General features: G+C 46.5%; 16 protein-coding genes. 13 read left to right on the top strand and 3 right to left on the bottom strand.

Annotated elements, in window-relative coordinates; genetic code table 11:
* A partial coding sequence (locus GBH70_RS14840; RefSeq protein ID WP_172968322.1) for a UPF0236 family transposase-like protein occupies window positions 1-348 on the top strand: 348 nt, incomplete at its 5' end.
* Window positions 349-622: 274 nt separating this feature from the next.
* Window positions 623-1,414, top strand: a complete 792-nt coding sequence (locus tag GBH70_RS14845) for an inositol monophosphatase family protein (RefSeq protein WP_151681756.1) — start codon at window positions 623-625, stop codon at window positions 1,412-1,414.
* A 173-nt stretch (window positions 1,415-1,587) separates the two neighbouring features.
* Here the strand turns inward: GBH70_RS14845 and GBH70_RS14850 are convergent, their stop codons facing one another.
* Complete coding sequence (locus tag GBH70_RS14850) at window positions 1,588-1,773, bottom strand: YlaF family protein (protein ID WP_151681757.1); 186 nt, start codon at window positions 1,771-1,773, stop codon at window positions 1,588-1,590.
* Between the two features lie 123 nt (window positions 1,774-1,896).
* Here GBH70_RS14850 and typA point away from each other — a divergent pair, with 123 nt between their 5' ends.
* From typA to GBH70_RS14865, 3 genes are all read left to right on the top strand, one after another.
* Window positions 1,897-3,741 carry a translational GTPase TypA gene (gene typA / locus GBH70_RS14855; protein ID WP_151681758.1) on the top strand — a complete coding sequence of 615 codons (1,845 nt, stop codon included), beginning with the start codon at window positions 1,897-1,899 and terminating at the stop codon, window positions 3,739-3,741.
* Window positions 3,742-3,810: 69 nt separating this feature from the next.
* On the top strand, window positions 3,811-4,143 hold the full coding sequence (locus GBH70_RS14860) for a YlaH-like family protein (RefSeq protein ID WP_151681759.1): 333 nt from the start codon (window positions 3,811-3,813) through the stop codon (window positions 4,141-4,143).
* A gap of 292 nt (window positions 4,144-4,435) precedes the next feature.
* The gene (locus GBH70_RS14865) at window positions 4,436-5,764 is read left to right on the top strand and encodes a PhoH family protein (protein WP_151681760.1); all 1,329 of its coding nucleotides are present in this window, start codon (window positions 4,436-4,438) and stop codon (window positions 5,762-5,764) included.
* 58 nt (window positions 5,765-5,822) lie between these two features.
* Here GBH70_RS14865 and GBH70_RS14870 read toward each other — a convergent pair whose 3' ends face one another.
* Entirely contained in the window at window positions 5,823-6,314 is a 492-nt protein-coding gene (locus GBH70_RS14870; RefSeq protein WP_151681761.1) for a peptidyl-prolyl cis-trans isomerase, read from the bottom strand.
* 794 nt (window positions 6,315-7,108) lie between these two features.
* Between GBH70_RS14870 and GBH70_RS14875 the strand changes: the two genes are divergently transcribed.
* The 3 genes from GBH70_RS14875 (at window position 7,109) to pyc (ending at window position 12,325) form a co-directional block, all read left to right on the top strand.
* Window positions 7,109-7,390: an Fpa/YlaN family protein gene (locus tag GBH70_RS14875; RefSeq protein WP_151681762.1), complete on the top strand. Its 282-nt coding sequence runs from the start codon at window positions 7,109-7,111 to the stop codon at window positions 7,388-7,390.
* 175 nt (window positions 7,391-7,565) lie between these two features.
* On the top strand, window positions 7,566-8,783 hold the full coding sequence (locus GBH70_RS14880; protein WP_151681763.1) for an FtsW/RodA/SpoVE family cell cycle protein: 1,218 nt from the start codon (window positions 7,566-7,568) through the stop codon (window positions 8,781-8,783).
* A gap of 83 nt (window positions 8,784-8,866) precedes the next feature.
* The gene (gene pyc, locus GBH70_RS14885; protein ID WP_151681764.1) at window positions 8,867-12,325 is read left to right on the top strand and encodes a pyruvate carboxylase; all 3,459 of its coding nucleotides are present in this window, start codon (window positions 8,867-8,869) and stop codon (window positions 12,323-12,325) included.
* 21 nt (window positions 12,326-12,346) lie between these two features.
* On the opposite strand, the gene GBH70_RS14890 is transcribed toward pyc, so the two are convergent.
* Entirely contained in the window at window positions 12,347-13,294 is a 948-nt protein-coding gene (locus GBH70_RS14890) for a COX15/CtaA family protein (RefSeq protein ID WP_151681765.1), read from the bottom strand.
* A 555-nt stretch (window positions 13,295-13,849) separates the two neighbouring features.
* Here GBH70_RS14890 and cyoE point away from each other — a divergent pair.
* The 5 genes from cyoE (at window position 13,850) to ctaF (ending at window position 18,796) form a co-directional block, all read left to right on the top strand.
* Window positions 13,850-14,764 carry a heme o synthase gene (cyoE, locus tag GBH70_RS14895; protein WP_151681766.1) on the top strand — a complete coding sequence of 305 codons (915 nt, stop codon included), beginning with the start codon at window positions 13,850-13,852 and terminating at the stop codon, window positions 14,762-14,764.
* Window positions 14,765-14,857: 93 nt separating this feature from the next.
* On the top strand, window positions 14,858-15,931 hold the full coding sequence (gene coxB / locus GBH70_RS14900; protein WP_151681767.1) for a cytochrome c oxidase subunit II: 1,074 nt from the start codon (window positions 14,858-14,860) through the stop codon (window positions 15,929-15,931).
* Between the two features lie 34 nt (window positions 15,932-15,965).
* Window positions 15,966-17,837, top strand: a complete 1,872-nt coding sequence (gene ctaD, locus GBH70_RS14905; RefSeq protein WP_151681768.1) for a cytochrome c oxidase subunit I — start codon at window positions 15,966-15,968, stop codon at window positions 17,835-17,837.
* Entirely contained in the window at window positions 17,837-18,466 is a 630-nt protein-coding gene (locus tag GBH70_RS14910; RefSeq protein ID WP_151681769.1) for a cytochrome c oxidase subunit 3, read from the top strand. Before ctaD ends, GBH70_RS14910 begins: the two co-directional genes overlap by 1 nt.
* The gene (gene ctaF / locus GBH70_RS14915; protein WP_151681770.1) at window positions 18,467-18,796 is read left to right on the top strand and encodes a cytochrome c oxidase subunit IVB; all 330 of its coding nucleotides are present in this window, start codon (window positions 18,467-18,469) and stop codon (window positions 18,794-18,796) included.
* Window positions 18,797-19,142 lie beyond the last annotated feature (346 nt).

A 19,142-nucleotide genomic window follows, 5' to 3' on the forward strand; every position in this document is an offset into this window, starting at 1 on the left:
GTTACAGATACATCATGGATGCGACCGATGGGTGCCGCTGAATCCCAAATGAATCAATTTTCCAAGCGACTAAAACAGGGGTACAGTTGGGGACTAGCCGGCCTCCATTCAATGGCTACAGCCATGGTTCATCGCTTTGAAGGGACCCTTTATGAAGCCATAGCTGATTCGACAAAAGAGAACGAAAAACCGGATAAGAAAATCAATATCAAGCAGTGGCTGAAAGTAAAAACTCGAGAATCAATAGGAGCCGTTATGGGGCATTTGCCTGCATTGGAAAGCCGGGATCAAGGAAAGCCGTATATAGAAGCTCTAAAAGGGCTGGCAGGATATCAAGGAATTTTTTGACCTTTATCCGTTTAGTTTCTCGTTTTTCGCCCTATAAGCCCATTAAGCCATCCGTGTTGCGGGCTTCAAGAGCGAGCATGCGAGGGCGAAGCCTTTACCCTTGAAGAGCCGAAACAGATGGTTAAAATAAAAAAGGCGAAAATCGAATATCGAAGGTTGAGAGGGACCTCCCGCAAAAACTTGACTCACTCAACAGGTTTCAAAACTTGATAATTGCGTCCATTTCCTATACGCTTAAGGGAAATGAGTGTTTAGACGATGGAGGGCCCAAATTATGGACAGATGGGAAGAAATCGATACATATGCCAAACAGTGGATCAAGGAAGCTGGGAGCCGGATTATCGGTTCACTTTCATCTCCGCTTAGAATTGAGACAAAATCGAACCGGAATGACCTTGTCACAAATATTGATAAAGAAACCGAACAATTTTTGATACAAAAAATCCGTACAACCTTTCCGGGCCACCGGATATTGGGTGAAGAAGGGTTCGGCGAAGATGTGAAAGATGCCGGCGGGATCATTTGGATTTTGGATCCAATTGACGGCACGGTCAATTTTGTCCATCAAAAAGTAAATTTTATGATATCAATCGGCGTATACGAAAATGGAGAAGGCAGATTAGGTTATATTTATGATGTGGTCCGCCAAGAGTTGTATTCCGCCTGGAAGGGCAGGGGTGCTTATTTTAACGGGGCCCGGTTGCCGAAGCTGAAGGAAAACCGGCTGGAAGATACGATCCTTGCGCTAAATCCTTTTTGTATCGTGGAAAACAGAATCATAGATCCAAAAAAGCTTGCATCATTGGTGAGGAATGTGCGCGGAACCCGCTGTTACGGTTCTGCAGCCCTAGAACTGGCCTATGTGGCAGCGGGCAGGCTGGATGCTTATGTCACAATGCGGTTGTCTCCATGGGATTTTGCGGCCGGAAAAGTGATTGTGGAAGAAGTGGGTGGTATTGTGACGGACATATACGGGCGCCCGCTCAATATTCTTGAAAACAGCTCCGTATTTGTCAGCAAACCGAAATTGCATGAGACGATTTTAGAGCGATATTTGAAAGAATAGCCCCCGCACTTCTTTCTTATTGTCCGGCTGCGGTGCCTAACGGCTAGCGTACTTCTATGCCTTTTCCTCACAATAAGCCAACACGGTTCGCCTTAAGAGTTCACTGTGTTTCTTTTATCTCAGTCAAAGGCTAGGAAGTACGTTCGCCGTTGAGCGAGTCGCCTCCGATTTTCTTACAATTTCCCCTCTTCCCGCCATCTTTTCTTTGTTTTAAACCCGAATCCCATGATAAGGAGAAGGGCGGCGGTGCAGCCAAGAATGCCGATGACACTTTGGGCGCCGATGGCAATGCCGATGCCGCACATGGAAAGAAATGCTGCGAGCGCAAAGAAGACAAATACCCACTTGATTTCCTGCATAAATTCCCCTCCCTTTTCTCTTATTTTACCGAAAAAGTTTTAGCAAAGCCAGCATTGTGTTATAATAATCCAGTTAAGGATATATACTAACAAAGATTCGTGTTTAGGCAGGAGGAAATTTTTTTGAATAAAAGAGAAGATTTACGCAACATTGCCATTATTGCTCACGTAGACCATGGGAAGACAACACTCGTCGACCAGCTGCTGAAGCAATCCGGTACGTTCCGCGCCAATGAGCATGTCGAAGAACGCGCATTGGATTCCAATGACTTAGAACGTGAAAGAGGAATCACCATCCTTGCCAAAAATACGGCAGTTCACTATAAAGATAAAAAAATCAACATTTTGGACACACCGGGGCATGCCGACTTTGGCGGCGAAGTAGAACGGATTATGAAAATGGTGGACGGTGTACTGCTTGTTGTCGATGCATATGAAGGCTGCATGCCGCAGACGCGTTTTGTTCTGAAAAAAGCGCTCGAACAAAACCTCACGCCAATCGTTGTTGTCAATAAAATCGACCGTGAGTTTGCACGTCCTGAAGAAGTGGTCGATGAAGTGCTCGAATTGTTCATTGAACTCGATGCAAATGATGAACAATTGGAATTCCCGGTTGTGTACACTTCGGCGGTCAACGGGACGGCTAGCCTTGACCCGGATCCGGCCAAACAGAAAGAAAACATGAAAGTCCTGTTTGATACGATTATCGACCACATTCCGGCACCGGTTGACAACCGCGAAGAGCCGCTGCAATTCCAGGTTGCGCTGCTTGATTATAATGACTATGTCGGCCGTATCGGGATCGGGCGCATTTTCCGCGGAAAAATGCATGTCGGACAGCAGGTGGCTTTAATGAAACTGGACGGCAGCGTAAAACAGTTCCGCGTGACGAAAATGTTCGGATTCTTTGGGTTGAAGCGTGAAGAAATCCAGGAAGCATACGCAGGGGACTTGATAGCAGTGTCGGGCATGGAAGATATCAATGTCGGTGAAACGGTTTGCCCGATTGACCACCAGGAAGCATTGACGCCTTTGCGCATTGATGAGCCAACTTTGCAGATGACATTTCTTGTGAACAACAGTCCGTTTGCCGGCCGTGAAGGGAAATTTGTCACCGCACGTAAAATTGAGGAAAGATTGCGCTCCCAGCTGCAAACCGATGTCAGCCTGCGCGTTGAGAATACAGACTCTCCGGATGCGTGGATCGTTTCCGGGCGCGGCGAACTGCATTTGTCCATTTTGATAGAAAATATGCGCCGTGAAGGGTATGAACTGCAGGTTTCAAAACCGAAAGTGATTATTAAAGAAATTGACGGCGTCAAATGCGAGCCGGTGGAACGCGTCCAAATCGATACGCCAGAAGAATATACAGGTGCAATCATTGAATCACTCGGTTCGCGCAAAGGCGAAATGCTCGATATGATCAATAACGGAAACGGACAAGTCCGCTTAATTTTCAATGTTCCGGCCCGCGGCTTGATCGGCTATACGACGGAATTCATGACGCTTACCCGTGGATACGGCATTTTGAACCATACATTTGATTCGTACCAGCCGATGCAGCCCGGCCGTGTCGGAGGGCGCAGAAACGGCGTGCTCGTCTCGATGGAAACGGGCAAAGCGACCACGTACGGCATGATGCAGGTGGAAGACCGGGGAACTTTGTTTGTTGAGCCGGGTACGGAAATTTATGAAGGCATGATTGTCGGGGAAAACTCCCGCGAAAACGATATTGCCGTAAATATTACGAAGGCGAAACATGCAACAAATGTACGCTCGGCAACAAAAGACCAGACAGCTGTCATTAAAAAACCGAGGATTATGTCGCTTGAACAAGCACTCGAGTATTTGAATGATGACGAATACTGCGAGGTGACGCCGGAATCGATCCGGCTGCGCAAGAAAATCCTGAATAAGAGCGAACGCGAAAAGGCGCAGAAACGGCAAAAAGCAGCAGAGAATGTATAAGCAAAGAATAGAGGACCGCCCGAACGGCCCTCTTTCTTTTCAAAAACAAAGGGGAAAAGGGGAGAATTAATGACAAACGAAGCGGTTCATCACCATCTTTCATTTTTTGCGTCGTTGTACAAAGTGGATGAAAATCCTGATTTGGGCATGTGGTTGTTGTATGCAACAATTACGGTTCTTTGCATGATTGTATACCGGCTCGGCTTTGCGCGGAAGCTGCCGGTGTTGAAAAGTGCTGTCATTTATGTGCTGATGATGTTGGGCTGCACACTGCTGACTTTTTTTTCTATTTTTTTGCCGGTCGCGGAAGCCCTGTTTATCGCGGCGATTGTGCTCGGCATTTACAAAATCCGGCTCCGCCAAAGCAAAAAAACCGACAAAGAAGAACGTTTTCCGACGTGAACAGTCTGATTGCACTTCCGGGTTTCGGGAGTGTTTTTTATTTCTGGCTATGTTCGTGATCAATGTTGATGATCGTTGAATCCGCATCTTGTCCGCTTATCGCGCAGATTCCGGAGAAAAAGCACATTTCTACTTTCCACCCCCAGCCCTAAGCTTTGGCAAATGCTTCTAAGTTTCCCATCCTGCACATATACTTTAGCAGTGCCTGAACTTTGTCCAAACACCCAGATGAACAGGTAACACCATCCTCACATAAAATAAAAATAATCCGAGTGAAGCAGGGGGCATCGATTTGAAGAAAATATACGTCTTGGATACCAATGTATTGCTCCAGGATCCGTACGCCATTTTTTCTTTTGAGGATAATGAAATCGTCATACCCGCTGTTGTACTTGAAGAAGTCGATTCCAAAAAAAGAAATATGGATGAAATCGGAAGAAATGCGCGCCAGGTATCTAAATTAATAGACAGTTTCCGGCAGGCGGGAAAACTGCATGAGAAAATTCCGCTCGAAAATGGCGGTGTGCTCCGCATTGAATTGAACCACCGCTCATTTCAGCAGCTGCAGGATATTTTCGTGGAAAAAACGAATGACAACCGGATTCTGGCGGTCGCCAAAAACTTATCAATGGAAGAAGAAACGAAAGAAAACGGGCGCCCGGTCATTTTGGTCAGCAAGGATGCGCTTGTCCGCGTGAAAGCAGATGCGCTCGGTCTGCAGGCGGAAGACTTTTTAAATGACCGTGTGGTAAGTCTTGACCATATTTATACAGGGCTTTTGGAAATGTACATCAGCCCGGATTTGCTGCAGCGTTTTTACGAGCACCATGAACTGGCATTAAGCGAAATTGCCAACCATCCGTTTTACCCGAACCAGTTCCTCATCATGAAAGATGCGCACGGCAGTTCTGCTTCTGCAATTGGAATGGTTGACCAAACCGGAAATACGGTCAGAAAACTGGTTTACGGCCAGGAAACGGTGTGGGGAATTAAGCCGCGCAACGCCCAGCAGACGATGGCGATGGAACTGCTTCTGCGCCAGGACATTCCGCTCGTCACGCTGACTGGGAAAGCAGGCACTGGCAAAACATTGCTTGCGCTGGCAGCCGGGCTGATGCAGACGGAAGATTTGCAGCACTATAAAAAACTGCTCGTTGCGCGCCCGATTGTACCGTTCGGCAAAGATATCGGCTATCTTCCGGGCGAAAAGCAAGAAAAACTGCGTCCGTGGATGCAGCCGATTTACGACAACCTCGAGTTTTTATTTAATACAAAAAAAGCGGGGGAAATCGACGGGATCCTGGCGGGGATGAGTTCGATCGAGGTGGAGGCGCTCACTTATATACGCGGCCGCAACATACCGGGCCAATATATCATTATCGACGAAGCGCAAAATTTATCGAAACATGAAGTTAAAACGATTTTAACAAGGGTCGGTGAGAACAGCAAAATCGTATTAATGGGCGACCCCGAACAAATCGACCATCCTTATTTGGATGCATATAACAACGGTTTGACATATGTTGTTGAAAAATTTAAAGACGTGCCGCTTGCCGGCCATATTAAACTCATAAAAGGGGAGCGATCGAAACTGGCGCAAATCGCAGCGGACCTGCTTTAGGCTGATCCTATCGCCAGAATAAAAAAAGCCGGAAGCAGCCTGCAGGCTGCTTCCGGCATTATTCAACCCGTATACCTGTTACATATTTAATCGGATTTTCCCTGTTTGAACCATCATCAAATAAAATATGGAGCGGGCCGTCTTCTTTCAGTGCTTTTCCTTTATGGGAAAAAGCCGCGATTAAGTGTTCCGCCTGCGCAAGCGGGAAAGCGGCAGGGCCGTTCTTTGTTTCAAATACAATTTTTTTCGCATCTTCAAGCGGTTCCGCATTTTTTAAAAAGAGATCGATAAAAATGCCGAAGCTCCCGGTTTTCAAATGCTGCCTTTTAAACTTCGGCTTTTCCTTTACCGCAGCCTGCGGGCTGACACCTTCCGCCATTTCTTTATCAAAATGCTTCCCCGCTCTTTTTAGATATTCTTCCTCCGGGTCGCTTTCCTTTTTGTCTTCGTCAAAATATGTATCAAGATCCACTTTCCGGTCGTCAAAAATCCAAGTTCCGATATCAAGTGTGATCGGGAACTTCACTTTTCCCGTAATTTGCATGATCATACGCCTAACCCCTTTCTGTCCGTCTATAAAGCATTATACCTTGTTAAAGTGGCGGTGTCACTTGTAAGCGATTCAAACCGATAAAAAGCCCCCTGCTTATTACCAGGCGCAGACAGCGGGAAACGCCAGGCCCATTACTCGCGAATGCCGATATTTTATAGCAGCCGGTGCCTTGCTAAAAAACTGTCAGCCTCTCGTATGTGTAAAATATTTCTCGAGGGCAAAATAGTGGAAAAAATGGGAAGACACTCTATCATTTAATGTACGCTTCCAGGCGAGTACATCTAGAAAGAGGTCTTCCCATGGAAAACATTATATCAAAATTGGTGAGCTATTTTATCAGAACTCATCCGGAGTCACGAGCTGCATCTGAACGTTGCCACGTTCAGCGTGGTGTTCACCGGAGGAACAGCCTACGGGTTAGAAGGTCGGGCAAAAACCTGGGGACGCAGACTTTTTAAGTAGTCAAAGCTACAGAGTGTTCTCAGCGTTAACCCAAATGATCCTAAGACCATTATCTAGGAACATCACGAAACGCCCAAGTCCCAAATTGATGTTTTCGGGGCTCGCCCCGAAAACATCAAAGATTCACTTGTCAAAGAACAATTATTCAACTGGAAATTGACTCATTTAGTAGGATCGAAACTTATTATACGAGAGTGGCTGGACATCACTGATTTTTAAACGATGTCGAGAAAAACTTGACACATACCCAGCCTCTCTATTTACTTGCAAAATAGCAGTTTTCACGGTAAAATTTTTAAATAGATTGATACGTGAACGGGGGGATCAATTTGGCGTCTGAAACAAAGGTGAACCACCGGGAAAAAGCCTATAGCCTGCTGAAGGCGGACGCGGATAAAATTTTAAAGCTGATTCAGGTTCAAATGGATAACTTAACGATGCCCCAATGCCCTTTATACGAGGAAGTATTGGATACACAAATGTTTGGTTTATCCCGTGAAATAGATTTTGCCGTCCGGCTCGGCTTAGTGGATGCCGCCGACGGAAAGCAGATTCTTGACTCGCTTGAACAGGAACTGTTGATTTTGCACGATGCATATATAAAAAAATAAACGGAAAGACTCAAACGATTTTTTATTGTTTGAGTTTTTTTATACCTGAAACCGTAAATACGATGGCGGGAGAAATAAAAAAAATGTTATAATTTAAAAATAGCGGCAGGAGTTTTCGAAAACCGGGCGAATATTTTTTTATAATGCCAGCTTAATTATGGATTGGAAGGTTTCTATGCTGAAAAAAATCTTGAAATCATTCGATTACTCGATCATCGTGGTTTATTTGCTTCTTTGTCTTTTCGGATTGGTCATGATTTACAGTTCCAGCATGGTGATTGCGGTACAGCGCTACGGGCAGGACAGCGCCTATTTTTACAATAAGCAGAAAATAAATCTATTCCTTGCGCTGATCGGGTTTGCCATCACGGCTTTTCTCCCGTATAAAATGTACCAAAGCAAAAAATTCCTTGCTTTTCTAATGTTCGGATCGGTGCTCGGATTACTAGCGCTGTTTGTTTTCGGCCATACGTCCAATAACGCGCAAAGCTGGTTCCAGATCGGTTCCAGTTCACTGCAGCCGTCAGAATTTGTAAAAATGGCCGTCATCATTTATTTGTCTGCCGTTTATGCGAAAAAACAGGCATACATAGACACATTTAATAAAGGCGTGATTCCGCCGCTTATTTTCTTAATGGTTGTCTGCCTTCTAATTGCACTACAGCCTGATATCGGGACGGCAACGATCATTTTTGCAATTGGCTGCACCATTATTATTACGTCCGGCATGCGGCTGAAAACAATGTTGAAGCTGGCCGGCCTTTGTCTTGCGATTGCCGTTTTGTTTTCGCCGTTTATTTTAATTGAAAAAGATAAAATCTTTACGCCGGTAAGGCTCGCCCGCTTTACCGGGTATTTGAACCCGTTTAAAAATGAGAGCGGGGAAGGTCTCCAGCTTGTGAATTCTTATATTGCCATCGGTTCAGGCGGGCTCAGGGGCCAGGGGCTGGGCCAAAGCATCCAAAAACTCGGCTACTTGCCTGAACCCCATACAGACTTTATCATGGCGATTATTGCGGAAGAATTGGGGGCAGCCGGGGTTTTGTTTGTGATCGGCGGGCTCTGCTATCTTGTGCTGCGCGGTATTTATATCGGCATCCATTCGAGAGACCAATTTGGGAGTCTGCTCGCGATCGGCATCTCAAGCATGATTGCCATCCAGACATTTATCAATCTGGGCGGTGTCTGCGGGCTGATCCCGATTACGGGTGTCCCGCTCCCGTTCATTAGCTACGGTGGGTCATCGCTTTTGCTTTTGTCAATGGCGCTCGGGATACTGGTCAATGTTGCCATGTTCACGAAGTACGAGGAGAATTACAAAAGAAAGCAGAACATGTCGCAAGAAGCCGGCCAGACAATCCGGAAGCCGTATAAAGTCTATTCAAGGCCGTGAATAAAGTATTTATAAAAAAGGAAGTTTAGCTTCCTTTTTTTATAAATCCTTTCAAAGAAAGACGATTAAAGGGGAAACGAAAAATGAAGCAAATTAAAAAAGTTTTGGTTGCAAACCGTGGAGAAATTGCTATCCGGGTTTTCCGCGCCTGTGCGGAATTGGGGATCCGGACGGTTGCCATTTATTCAAAGGAAGACAGCGGTTCATACCACCGCTACAAAGCTGATGAGGCGTATTTGGTAGGGAAAGGGAAAAAGCCAATCGATGCGTACCTTGCCATTGAAGATGTTATTGATATTGCGAAAATGTCCGAAGTGGATGCGATCCATCCGGGGTACGGATTTTTATCGGAAAATGTGGAGTTCGCAAAACGTTGCGAAGAAGAAGGCATCATTTTTATCGGACCGGATCCGAAGCATCTTGACATGTTCGGGGATAAAATCAAAGCGAAGCAGCAGGCGGCTGCAGCGGGCATTCCGGTCATCCCCGGAAGCGGCGGGCCTGTCGGAAGCCTGGAAGAGGTGCTTGAATTCGGTGAAAAATACGGTTATCCGCTGATGATTAAAGCTGCACTCGGCGGCGGCGGGCGCGGCATGCGCATGATCCACCATAAAGGGGAAGCGGAAGACTTTTACTACCGCGCCAAATCGGAAGCGAAAGCTGCATTTGGTAGCGATGAAGTGTACGTTGAAAAGCTGATTCTCCATCCGAAACATATCGAAGTGCAGATTTTGGGTGACAGGCACGGCAACATTATTCATCTGTTTGAGCGCGACTGCTCTGTCCAGCGCCGCCATCAAAAAGTGGTTGAAGTGGCCCCTTGCGTCTCCCTTTCGCAGGAAATGCGCGAAAAAATCTGCTATGCTGCTGTCAGGCTGATGAAAAAAGTCGGGTATGTCAATGCGGGAACTGTTGAATTTCTCGTTTCCGGCGATGAATTTTACTTTATTGAAATCAATCCGCGCGTGCAGGTGGAACATACGATTACCGAAATGATTACGGGGATCGATATCGTCCGTTCTCAGATTTTAATCGCGGATGGGTACGCGCTCCACGACGAAACCATCGGCATCCCGAAACAGGAAGACCTCTCGATGAACGGCTATGCGATCCAATCCCGGATTACAACGGAAGATCCGCTTAACGGCTTTCTGCCGGATACGGGGAGAATTATGGCATACCGCTCAAGCGGCGGGTTCGGTGTACGGCTCGATGCCGGCAATGCGTTCCAGGGGGCGGTCATTACGCCGTATTACGATTCGTTGCTCGTGAAGTTATCAACATGGGGGTTCACCTTTGACCAGGCTGCGGCAAAAATGGTCAGAAATTTACAGGAATTTCGAATCAGGGGTATAAAGACAAATATCGCATTTTTGGAAAATGTCGTAAAGCATCCGCATTTTATCAGCGGCCGCTATGACACGTCTTTCATCGATTCCACCCCGGAACTGTTTGAATTCAAGGCTACAAAAGATCGCGGGACAAAAATGCTGACGTATATCGGAAATATTACCATAAACGGGTTTCCGGGTATCGACAAACAGGAGAAACCGCATTTTATCGAACCGAGGATGCCGAAGCTTGCCCCGCACGAACCTTATAAGGAAGGGACAAAACAAATTTTGGACAAGCTCGGCCCTGAAGGACTGGCCAAATGGGTCAGGGAGCAAAGACGGGTGCTTTTGACTGATACAACTTTCCGCGATGCCCACCAGTCGCTATTGGCAACCCGGATGCGCACCTATGACATGCTGAAGGTTGCGGAACCCACCGCAAAACTTTTGCCAGACCTGTTTTCGCTTGAAATGTGGGGCGGTGCGACATTTGACGTAGCCTACCGCTTCCTTAAGGAAGACCCTTGGGACAGGCTCAAAAAGCTCAGGGAAAAAATCCCGAACCTTTTGTTCCAAATGCTTTTGCGCGCCTCGAATGCAGTCGGGTATAAAAATTATCCGGACGGGGTGATCCGCGAATTTGTCGCAGAGTCGGCGGCATCAGGCATTGATGTATTCCGGATTTTTGACAGTTTGAACTGGGTAAAGGGGATGGAAGTAGCCATCTCTGCCGTGCGGGATGCCGGCAAAGTTGCGGAAGCCGCGATTTGCTATACAGGAGATATTACAGACCCGGTTCGCCAAAAATACGATTTGAATTACTATAAAAATCTTGCAAAAGAGCTGGAAAGGGAGGGCGCCCATATTTTAGGCATTAAAGATATGGCTGGCCTTTTAAAACCGCAGGCTGCTTACCGCTTGATTTCCGAATTAAAAGATTGCGTTGGTATCCCGATCCACCTTCATACGCATGATACGAGCGGCAACGGTGTGCTTACGTATGTGAAAGCGATCGAAGCCGGCGTGGATATCGTCGATGTCGCTGTAAGCTCGATGGCGGGGCTGACCTCGCAGCCGAGTATGACGACGCTCCATTATGCGGTTGAAGGAACGGAAAGGGAGTCGGAAATCGATATCCATTCCGCTGAACGTTTGAGCGAGTATTGGGAAGACGTGCGCAAATATTACCGGCATTTTGAAAGCGAAATGCATGCACCGCATACCGAAGTTTATGTCCATGAAATGCCGGGCGGGCAATACAGCAACCTCCAGCAGCAGGCAAAAGCGGTCGGGCTTGGGGACCGCTGGGATGAAGTAAAAGAAATGTACCGGACCGTCAACCTGATGTTCGGCGACATCGTCAAAGTTACCCCTTCTTCTAAAGTGGTCGGCGATATGGCTTTATTCATGGTGCAAAATGGGCTGACGGAAAAAGACGTCCTCGAGCGCGGCATGAAAATCGATTTCCCAGATTCTGTCGTGGAATTTTTCGCAGGCTATTTGGGCCAGCCGTACGGAGGATTTCCGAAAGACTTGCAGAAAGTGATCTTAAAAGGGCGGGAACCGATTACGGTGCGTCCGGGCGAACTGTTGGAAGAAGTGGATTTTAACGCCCTTGCGGAAGAAATCAAAAAAGAACTGGGCATTGTGCCGGATAGAAAAGATGTGATTGCGTACGCCCTGTACCCGAAAGTTTTTTCCGAATATGTGAAAACGCACCAGCAGTTTGGTGAAGTTTCGGTGATCGATACGCCGACATTCTTTTACGGCATGCGCATCGGTGAGAGGATCGAAGTCGAAATCGAAAAAGGAAAAACGCTCATTGTCCAGCTCGTTTCGATCGGGCATGCGCGCCCTGACGGAACACGGGTTGTATATTTTGAACTGAACGGCCAGCCGCGCGAAGTGGTCATTAAAGATGCAAGCGTCCAATCTTCTGTTAAGGAAAGAAGTAAAGCGGATGCCAAAAATGAACAGCACATTGGCGCGACAATGCCGGGCACTGTTGTTAAAGTCCTTGTTGAAAGCGGGCAGGAAGTGAAACAAGGGGATCCGGTCATGATTACGGAGGCGATGAAAATGGAAACAACCGTCCAGGCGCCTTTTACCGGAAAAATTAGAGCTGTGCATGTTCAAAGCGGTGACGCCATTCAGCAGGGGGATTTACTGCTGGAAATCGAAAAAATAAATGAAAAGGCGCCGGTTTAAGCCAGGCGCCTTTTCCAAACATTATTGCACTTGGATTTTTGCCTGCGGAAGATTGTTTCTTCCATGGACAAATTGTTTTGCCCTCCCGACAACGAGATTCAAATAACATAACAGGCCGAATAAACACGAAATGAAAAACGCGTGTAGCAGTGTGACTTCCAAATTCAGCCTTGTAAAAATGAGCATTGCACCCGAAGCAGCCTGCAGGCAGACAAGAATGAAAGCAATGATCCATCCCCAGTAAATCACGCGCTGGTTTTTATAATTTTTCACGGCCTTATAAGCGATATAAGCAATCCATACAAAGAACAGGAAAGCTGCAGTCCTGTGCCCCATTTGCACCCATTCATAAATATTCGCGGGCAGCGCCGGGGAATCGTTCACGCAAAGCGGAAAATCGCGGCAGACAAGGCTTGCGTTCATATGTCTGACAAGCGCCCCGCTGTAGACGACAATATAGCTGTAAACCGTAACGCCGATTGTATGCCATTTCATGCTTTTTTCAAGAATGAGTTTTCCTGCATCGAATTTTTGGTCCCATTCAAAGATGAGCAGCGTCAGCATGAGGACGGACGCAAAGGATATCAAAGAAATTCCGAAATGAAGGGCCATCACAACACTGGAAGAGCCCCAGACGACAGCGGCTGCGCCAAGATAAGCCTGCAGGAGCAGAAAGACAATGGAAACGATGGCCAAAAATTTTGTTTCTTTTTTATGCCCGATCGCAAACCACGACCAGAAGGCAAGCACAAAGACGAGGAAAGAGGCGATCCCGGTGCAAAATCTGTGAAGCCATTCGATCAGCGATTGCAATGTCAGCGGATCCGGGAATATCTTCCCGTTGCAAAGCGGCCACTGGCGACCGCAGCCAAGGCTGGAGCCGGTATTGGTGACAAGGGCCCCTCCAATTAAGACGATCATCATGGAAATGGTTGTCAATACACCAAGCCATTTCAAAGTTGTACGCAATTTTTTCACCTTCTTCAGTATTCATTTGCAAATTGGCCCATGCGTAATGCATAGGTTTGGCTGCTTGTTGGGGAAAATTTAAGGGCAAACAATTTAAATTACAGTCTATATCATTTTAACCGTTGAAATAGTGTAAAGGAGCCGTGTAGATTCGATCAGATCATACGGCTTCTTTGCTATTATTTTAGCGTAAAAAAGAATGAAGTGAAATATATATTCCTAATGACACAAATTTGCCATAAAAATGCAGAAAAAATATCACATCTTTTTTTCAAATTATGGTTAAATACTAAAGTAGGTTAGTATATTTCAATATTCCGCATATTCGCACCGTGGAAAACTTATAAATATAGAAACTGCCTATTCGTCCGGTGTCAAATCTCCACTATTTTGAAGGAACGGTTTTGATCAATAGCCAAACAAAGAAAGATGCATTATAGTTATATTGTACAGTTTTTCTTATAGGCAACGTAAAAACATTCGCAAGCATGACTTTGCATGCATTCATGAAGAAAACCCGCATTGGACCATGATACTTTGAAGGGAGGGGCTATCGTGGCAGATAGTCGAACAATCAATACGGCAACCAGGGCGAAAGCGGCAGATGCCACTGCTTTAAAAGATTTCTTGTCCCTGATCAAAATCGGAATTGTGAATTCAAATTTAATTACGGCGTTTACAGGGATGTGGCTCGCGCTCGAGCTGGCAAACCGGCATTTTTTGCAGTCGCTGGACACTATTTTTCTCGCAATGGCCGGAACAGCGCTGATCGTAGCAGGTTCTTGCAGCCTGAACAATTGGTATGACCGCGATATTGATACCATTATGAAAAGTAAAAATTTCCGCCCGACAGTAACGGGCAGGATTTCAAACCGTAAAGTTTTGACGGTCGGTTTGGGGTTTGTGGCGGCTGGGACGCTGCTACTGTTTATGACGACTGCCGTCGCAGGGCTGATCGGCCTGTTCGGTGTGTTCAGCTATGTCGTTCTGTACACGATGTGGTCAAAACGGACGATGGTCAGCAATACCGTAATCGGCAGTTTTGCCGGCGCAGTTCCGCCGCTGATCGGATGGGCGGCCGTTGACCCCCATCTCGGTGTTGTTCCGTGGATGCTGTTTTTGCTGATGTTTATATGGCAGCCCCCTCATTTTTATGCGATTGCCATGAAAAAATGCGAAGAGTACCGTGCAGCAGGAATTCCGATGCTGCCTGTCGTAAAAGGATTTAGAACAACAAAATGGCACATGCTGGCATGGGTGGTATTGCTTCTTCCGGTACCGTTTTTCCTGAAACCGCTGGGGACTGCTTTTATCATACTTGCTACATTGTTTAATTTGGGGTGGCTGGCATTAAGCCTGTCCGGTTTTAAAATGAAAGACGATTTAAAATGGGCGAAATGGATGTTTGTCTATTCGTTGAATTATTTGACAATTTTATTTGTTGCAATGGTCATCGCTACACTGTTTTAAGGGTTGGGAGTTCTTTCTTGTTAAAGAAATCCAAATAGATCTTGCTTCCTTGTTCTGGCAGAAAGACAAAGGAAAGAGGGGATTGGTAAAGCGATGAAATGGCGGCTGCAAAAGGGGAGTTTGCTTTTTATTGTCACTTTGGTTATAGCCGGACTCTCGGGCTGCGGGAAACCTTATTTGTCGGCGCTGGATCCCGCCGGCGAAGTGGCCCGGGAGCAATATGATCTTATGATGTGGAGCGTTTGGATCATGTTGTTTGTCATGGTTGTCGTGTTCACCATTTTTGTGACCGTTCTCATACGGTTCAGGCGAAAAAAAGGGGATGATTCGATTCCAAAACAAGTGGCAGGCAACCATAAGCTCGAAATTTTGTGGACCATCATTCCGATTGTGCTCCTGATTTTAATTGCCATTCCAACCATCACCAATGTATTCAAACTTGGGGATACAAAAGCAATGGAAAAGAAAAAGGACGGCAAACACAGCCCGCTTGTCGTAAAAGTGCGAGCGAGCCTTTACTGGTGGGAGTTTGAATATCCGGATTACGGCGTGATTACAAGCCAGGAATTAGTCGTCCCAACAGACCAAAAAATCTACTTCCAAGTAAAAGCCTCAGATGTCAAACACTCATTTTGGATACCCTCAGTCGGCGGAAAACTGGATGCCAACACCGACAACGTCAACAAGTTCTGGCTTGAAATCGACCATAAAAAGGCTGAGGAAGCCGGAAATGTCTTCTACGGAAAATGCGCAGAATTATGCGGCCCTTCACATTCTTTAATGGACTTCAGAGTGAAAGCGGTGTCACAAAGCGAATTCCAAAACTGGATCAATAAAATGAAAAATGCAAAAGAAACAAAAACAACAACAGCACTTGCGCAGGAAGGCCTGGATGTCTTCAAAAAAAGTTGCATCAGCTGCCACGCCGTTACGCCAAATGATACCCGTCCGGAGCAGGCACGGACTGCGCCAAATTTGGCAACGTTCGGCGAGAGGGAAAAAGTGGCCGGCATTTTGGACCATAACGAACAGAACATAAAAAATTGGATCAAAGACCCGTCAAAATATAAGCCGGGAACAAAAATGCCCGCTTTCGGAAATAAGCTTTCCGACCAGGAAGTGGATGCGCTGGCGGCTTATTTGATGACCTTGAAAGCGGGGAAATAAAGGGGATATTTTGTAACAAAGGGGAGGTTTAAACGTGGGTGTAAAAACAAAAAAGACAGGATTTGGTGCAACTGTCTATGAGTACCTCACAACGGTCGACCATAAAAAAATCGGTATTTTGTACTTAATTTCAGGGGGATTCTTTTTTCTGATCGGCGGGATCGAGGCGCTTATGATCCGGATCCAGCTGGCGGTACCGAATAATCATTTTGTGAGTGCGGATGTGTATAATCAAGTCATGACAATGCACGGCACGACAATGATTTTTCTGGCGGCCATGCCGCTTTTGTTTGCCTTTATGAATGCGATTGTCCCGCTGCAGATCGGGGCCCGAGATGTCGCGTTCCCGTTTTTAAACGCGCTCGGCTTTTGGCTGTTTTTCTTTGGCGGAATCTTTTTAAATTTATCCTGGTTATTGGGGGGTGCCCCTGATGCGGGTTGGACGTCATACGCTTCCTTATCCCTTGACTCTCCGGGCCACGGAATCGATTTTTATTCGCTCGGGCTGCAAATTTCGGGCTTCGGCACGCTCATTTCCGGGCTGAATTTCCTTGTTACGATCATGAATATGCGGGCGCCGGGCATGACTTATATGCGCATGCCGATGTTTACCTGGACGACATTTGTTTCCTCGGCCCTCATTTTGTTTGCTTTTCCGCCATTGACGGTCGGGTTGTTTCTGCTTACTTTCGACCGCATGTTCGGCGCAAAGTTTTTTGACGTGGCATACGGGGGCAATACAATTATTTGGGAACATCTTTTCTGGATTTTCGGCCATCCGGAAGTATACATTTTAATTTTGCCGGCGTTTGGCATTTTCTCCGAAGTTTTTGCACATTTCTCCATAAAAAGGCTGTTCGGATACTCATCAATGGTATTTGCTGTTATTTTAATCGGATTTTTAGGCTTTATGGTGTGGGCCCACCATATGTTTACAACAGGGCTTGGCAATGTGGCAAATGCCATTTTTGCCGTTTCCACGATGACCATTGCCGTACCGACGGGCATCAAAATTTTCAACTGGCTCTTAACGATGTGGGGCGGCAGCATTCAATTCACGACACCAATGCTTTATGCCGCTTCATTTATTCCGTCTTTTGTATTGGGCGGGGTGACGGGGGTCATGCTGGCGGTGGCACCTGCTGATTACCAGTACCATGATAGCTATTTCGTCGTTGCCCATTTCCATTATGTGATTGTCGGCGGCGTGGTGTTTGGGATATTTGCGGCACTGCACTATTATTGGCCGAAAATATTCGGAACGATGTTAAATGAAACGATGGGAAAAATCACGTTTTGGCTCTTTTTTATCGGATTCCATCTGACTTTTATGATCCAGCATTGGCTAGGATTACTCGGCATGCCGCGCAGGCAGTGGACTTATCTACCAAACCAGGGGTGGGATGCGGACAATTTGGTCAGCTCATCCGGCGCCGTGTTGATGGCGGCGGGAGCTTTAGTCCTTTTGGCAAACATTGTTGTAACGGCTGTCCAAAACCGGAAAGTCGCCAATGACCCGTGGGATTTCGGAAGGACGCTCGAGTGGTCCATTTCATCCCCGCCGCCGGAATATAATTTTGCGCAAACGCCGTTTGTCCGCGGGATTGACACTTGGTGGCTGGAAAAAATGGAAGGGAAAAAGCAGGTGACGCCGGCTGAACCGGTTTCCGACATCCATATGCCGAATCCGTCCATTATCCCGATATTTATCGCATTCGGTTTATTTGTGGCAGCGTTTGGCGCGATGTACCACCGGGATCACCATATGGCCGGGATTTTGCTACTTGCGGCCGGATTTGGCATCTCGCTCATCGCCATGCTGATCCGCTCTGTAAGGGATGATTATGGCTACCATATCAAAAAAGAAACACTGATGGAACAAGAAGAAAAGGGGGCAGGGGCGTAATGCATATGGAAGAAAGTTTTACGGCAAAAACTTGGCCTGAATCCCCGGAAAGGGCGACGCTTGAGGGGAAAAATAAATTTCTTGGTTTTTGGCTGTTTCTGGGCGGTGAAACCGTTCTTTTCGCATCCTTGTTTTCCACTTATATTGCGTTGAAAGACAAGGTGCCGGACAGTTCCCAGGCACTTGCAAAAGATTTATTCGAATTGCCGTTGACTTTTTTGACGACCATTTTCCTGCTGACGAGTTCGATTACGAGCGTGTATGCGATTTACCATATGAAAAATTTTGCTTTTAAAAAAATGCAGGCTTGTTTTCTGGTTACAGTTTTGCTTGGCGCTTGTTTTCTTGCTTTGGAAGTTTATGAATTCCACCATTATGTGACGAAATTTCACCATACGTTTACGAGCAGTGCATTCGGTTCGGCGTTTTATACGCTCGTTGGCTTTCATGGCGGCCACGTTGCGTTTGGGCTGCTTTGGATCACCACGTTGATGCTGCGGAACGCCAAGCGCGGACTGAACTTGTATAATGCGCCAAAATTTTATGTGGCGAGCCTGTACTGGCATTTTATCGATGTCGTATGGGTGTTTATTTTCACAGTCGTATATTTGATGGGGATGGTGGGATAGATGGATCACGGTGCCAAAACTGCCGGCCGTAATGTTAATTATGAATACAGACGCCGCAAAGGTGCGGAAGAAATGAAGTATCAGGTGATCAGTTTTATATTAATGCTGTTTTTGACCATTGTTGCTTTTTGGGCGGTATATGCAGATTTGTCCAAATGGTTTACCATTCCGGTACTACTGCTTTTGGCTGCCGTGCAGGTGGCGTTCCAACTCTTTTATTTCATGCACATGAGCCATAAACACCATGAAGGCCCGAAGTTTTTCATATTTGGCGGCATTCTCGTCGCATTCCTGACTGTATTGGCATTTATGACCATCATTTGGTGGTAACTAGAAAAGCGGAGGGCGTTGGCCCATCGGCGTATGAACTTCAAGGCTCCCGACTGAGATAAAGGAAACATGGCAAGAAAGCGGGCTGATGTTGGCTTATCGTAGGAGAGGGAGCCGGAAGTTCACTAGCCTAAAGCACTCGGAACTGGACAATAAGAAAAGCGGAGGCGCTTTACTTATCGGCCCTGGATTAAATGCGCGGGCCACCTGTTGGGAAAAAGCAGTAGTTCGCCCGCTGAGGGAATCGCATTCGCGATAATGGCATTTTTCCCGCAAATAAAAACGAGAAGTCCTACGGTGTGATGTCAAGGGTTAAAAACAAGTGAATTGGAAATTTTGTTGGCTC

Origin of the sequence: Weizmannia acidilactici (assembly GCF_008974225.1) — a bacterium.
In the GTDB taxonomy this organism is placed as follows: domain Bacteria; phylum Bacillota; class Bacilli; order Bacillales; family Bacillaceae_C; genus Weizmannia; species Weizmannia acidilactici.

Bases quoted from the DNA above. Each gene is read 5' to 3' on its own strand.
- pyc (WP_151681764.1), top strand. From the start codon at position 8,867: ATGAAGCAAATTAAAAAAGTTTTGGTTGCAAACCGTGGAGAAATTGCT.
- ctaF (WP_151681770.1), top strand. From the start codon at position 18,467: ATGGATCACGGTGCCAAAACTGCCGGCCGTAATGTTAATTATGAATAC.
- GBH70_RS14880 (WP_151681763.1), top strand. From the start codon at position 7,566: ATGCTGAAAAAAATCTTGAAATCATTCGATTACTCGATCATCGTGGTT.
- GBH70_RS14850 (WP_151681757.1), bottom strand. From the start codon at position 1,773: ATGCAGGAAATCAAGTGGGTATTTGTCTTCTTTGCGCTCGCAGCATTT.
- GBH70_RS14910 (WP_151681769.1), top strand. From the start codon at position 17,837: ATGCATATGGAAGAAAGTTTTACGGCAAAAACTTGGCCTGAATCCCCG.
- coxB (WP_151681767.1), top strand. From the start codon at position 14,858: ATGAAATGGCGGCTGCAAAAGGGGAGTTTGCTTTTTATTGTCACTTTG.
- GBH70_RS14845 (WP_151681756.1), top strand. From the start codon at position 623: ATGGACAGATGGGAAGAAATCGATACATATGCCAAACAGTGGATCAAG.
- GBH70_RS14860 (WP_151681759.1), top strand. From the start codon at position 3,811: ATGACAAACGAAGCGGTTCATCACCATCTTTCATTTTTTGCGTCGTTG.
- GBH70_RS14870 (WP_151681761.1), bottom strand. From the start codon at position 6,314: ATGATCATGCAAATTACGGGAAAAGTGAAGTTCCCGATCACACTTGAT.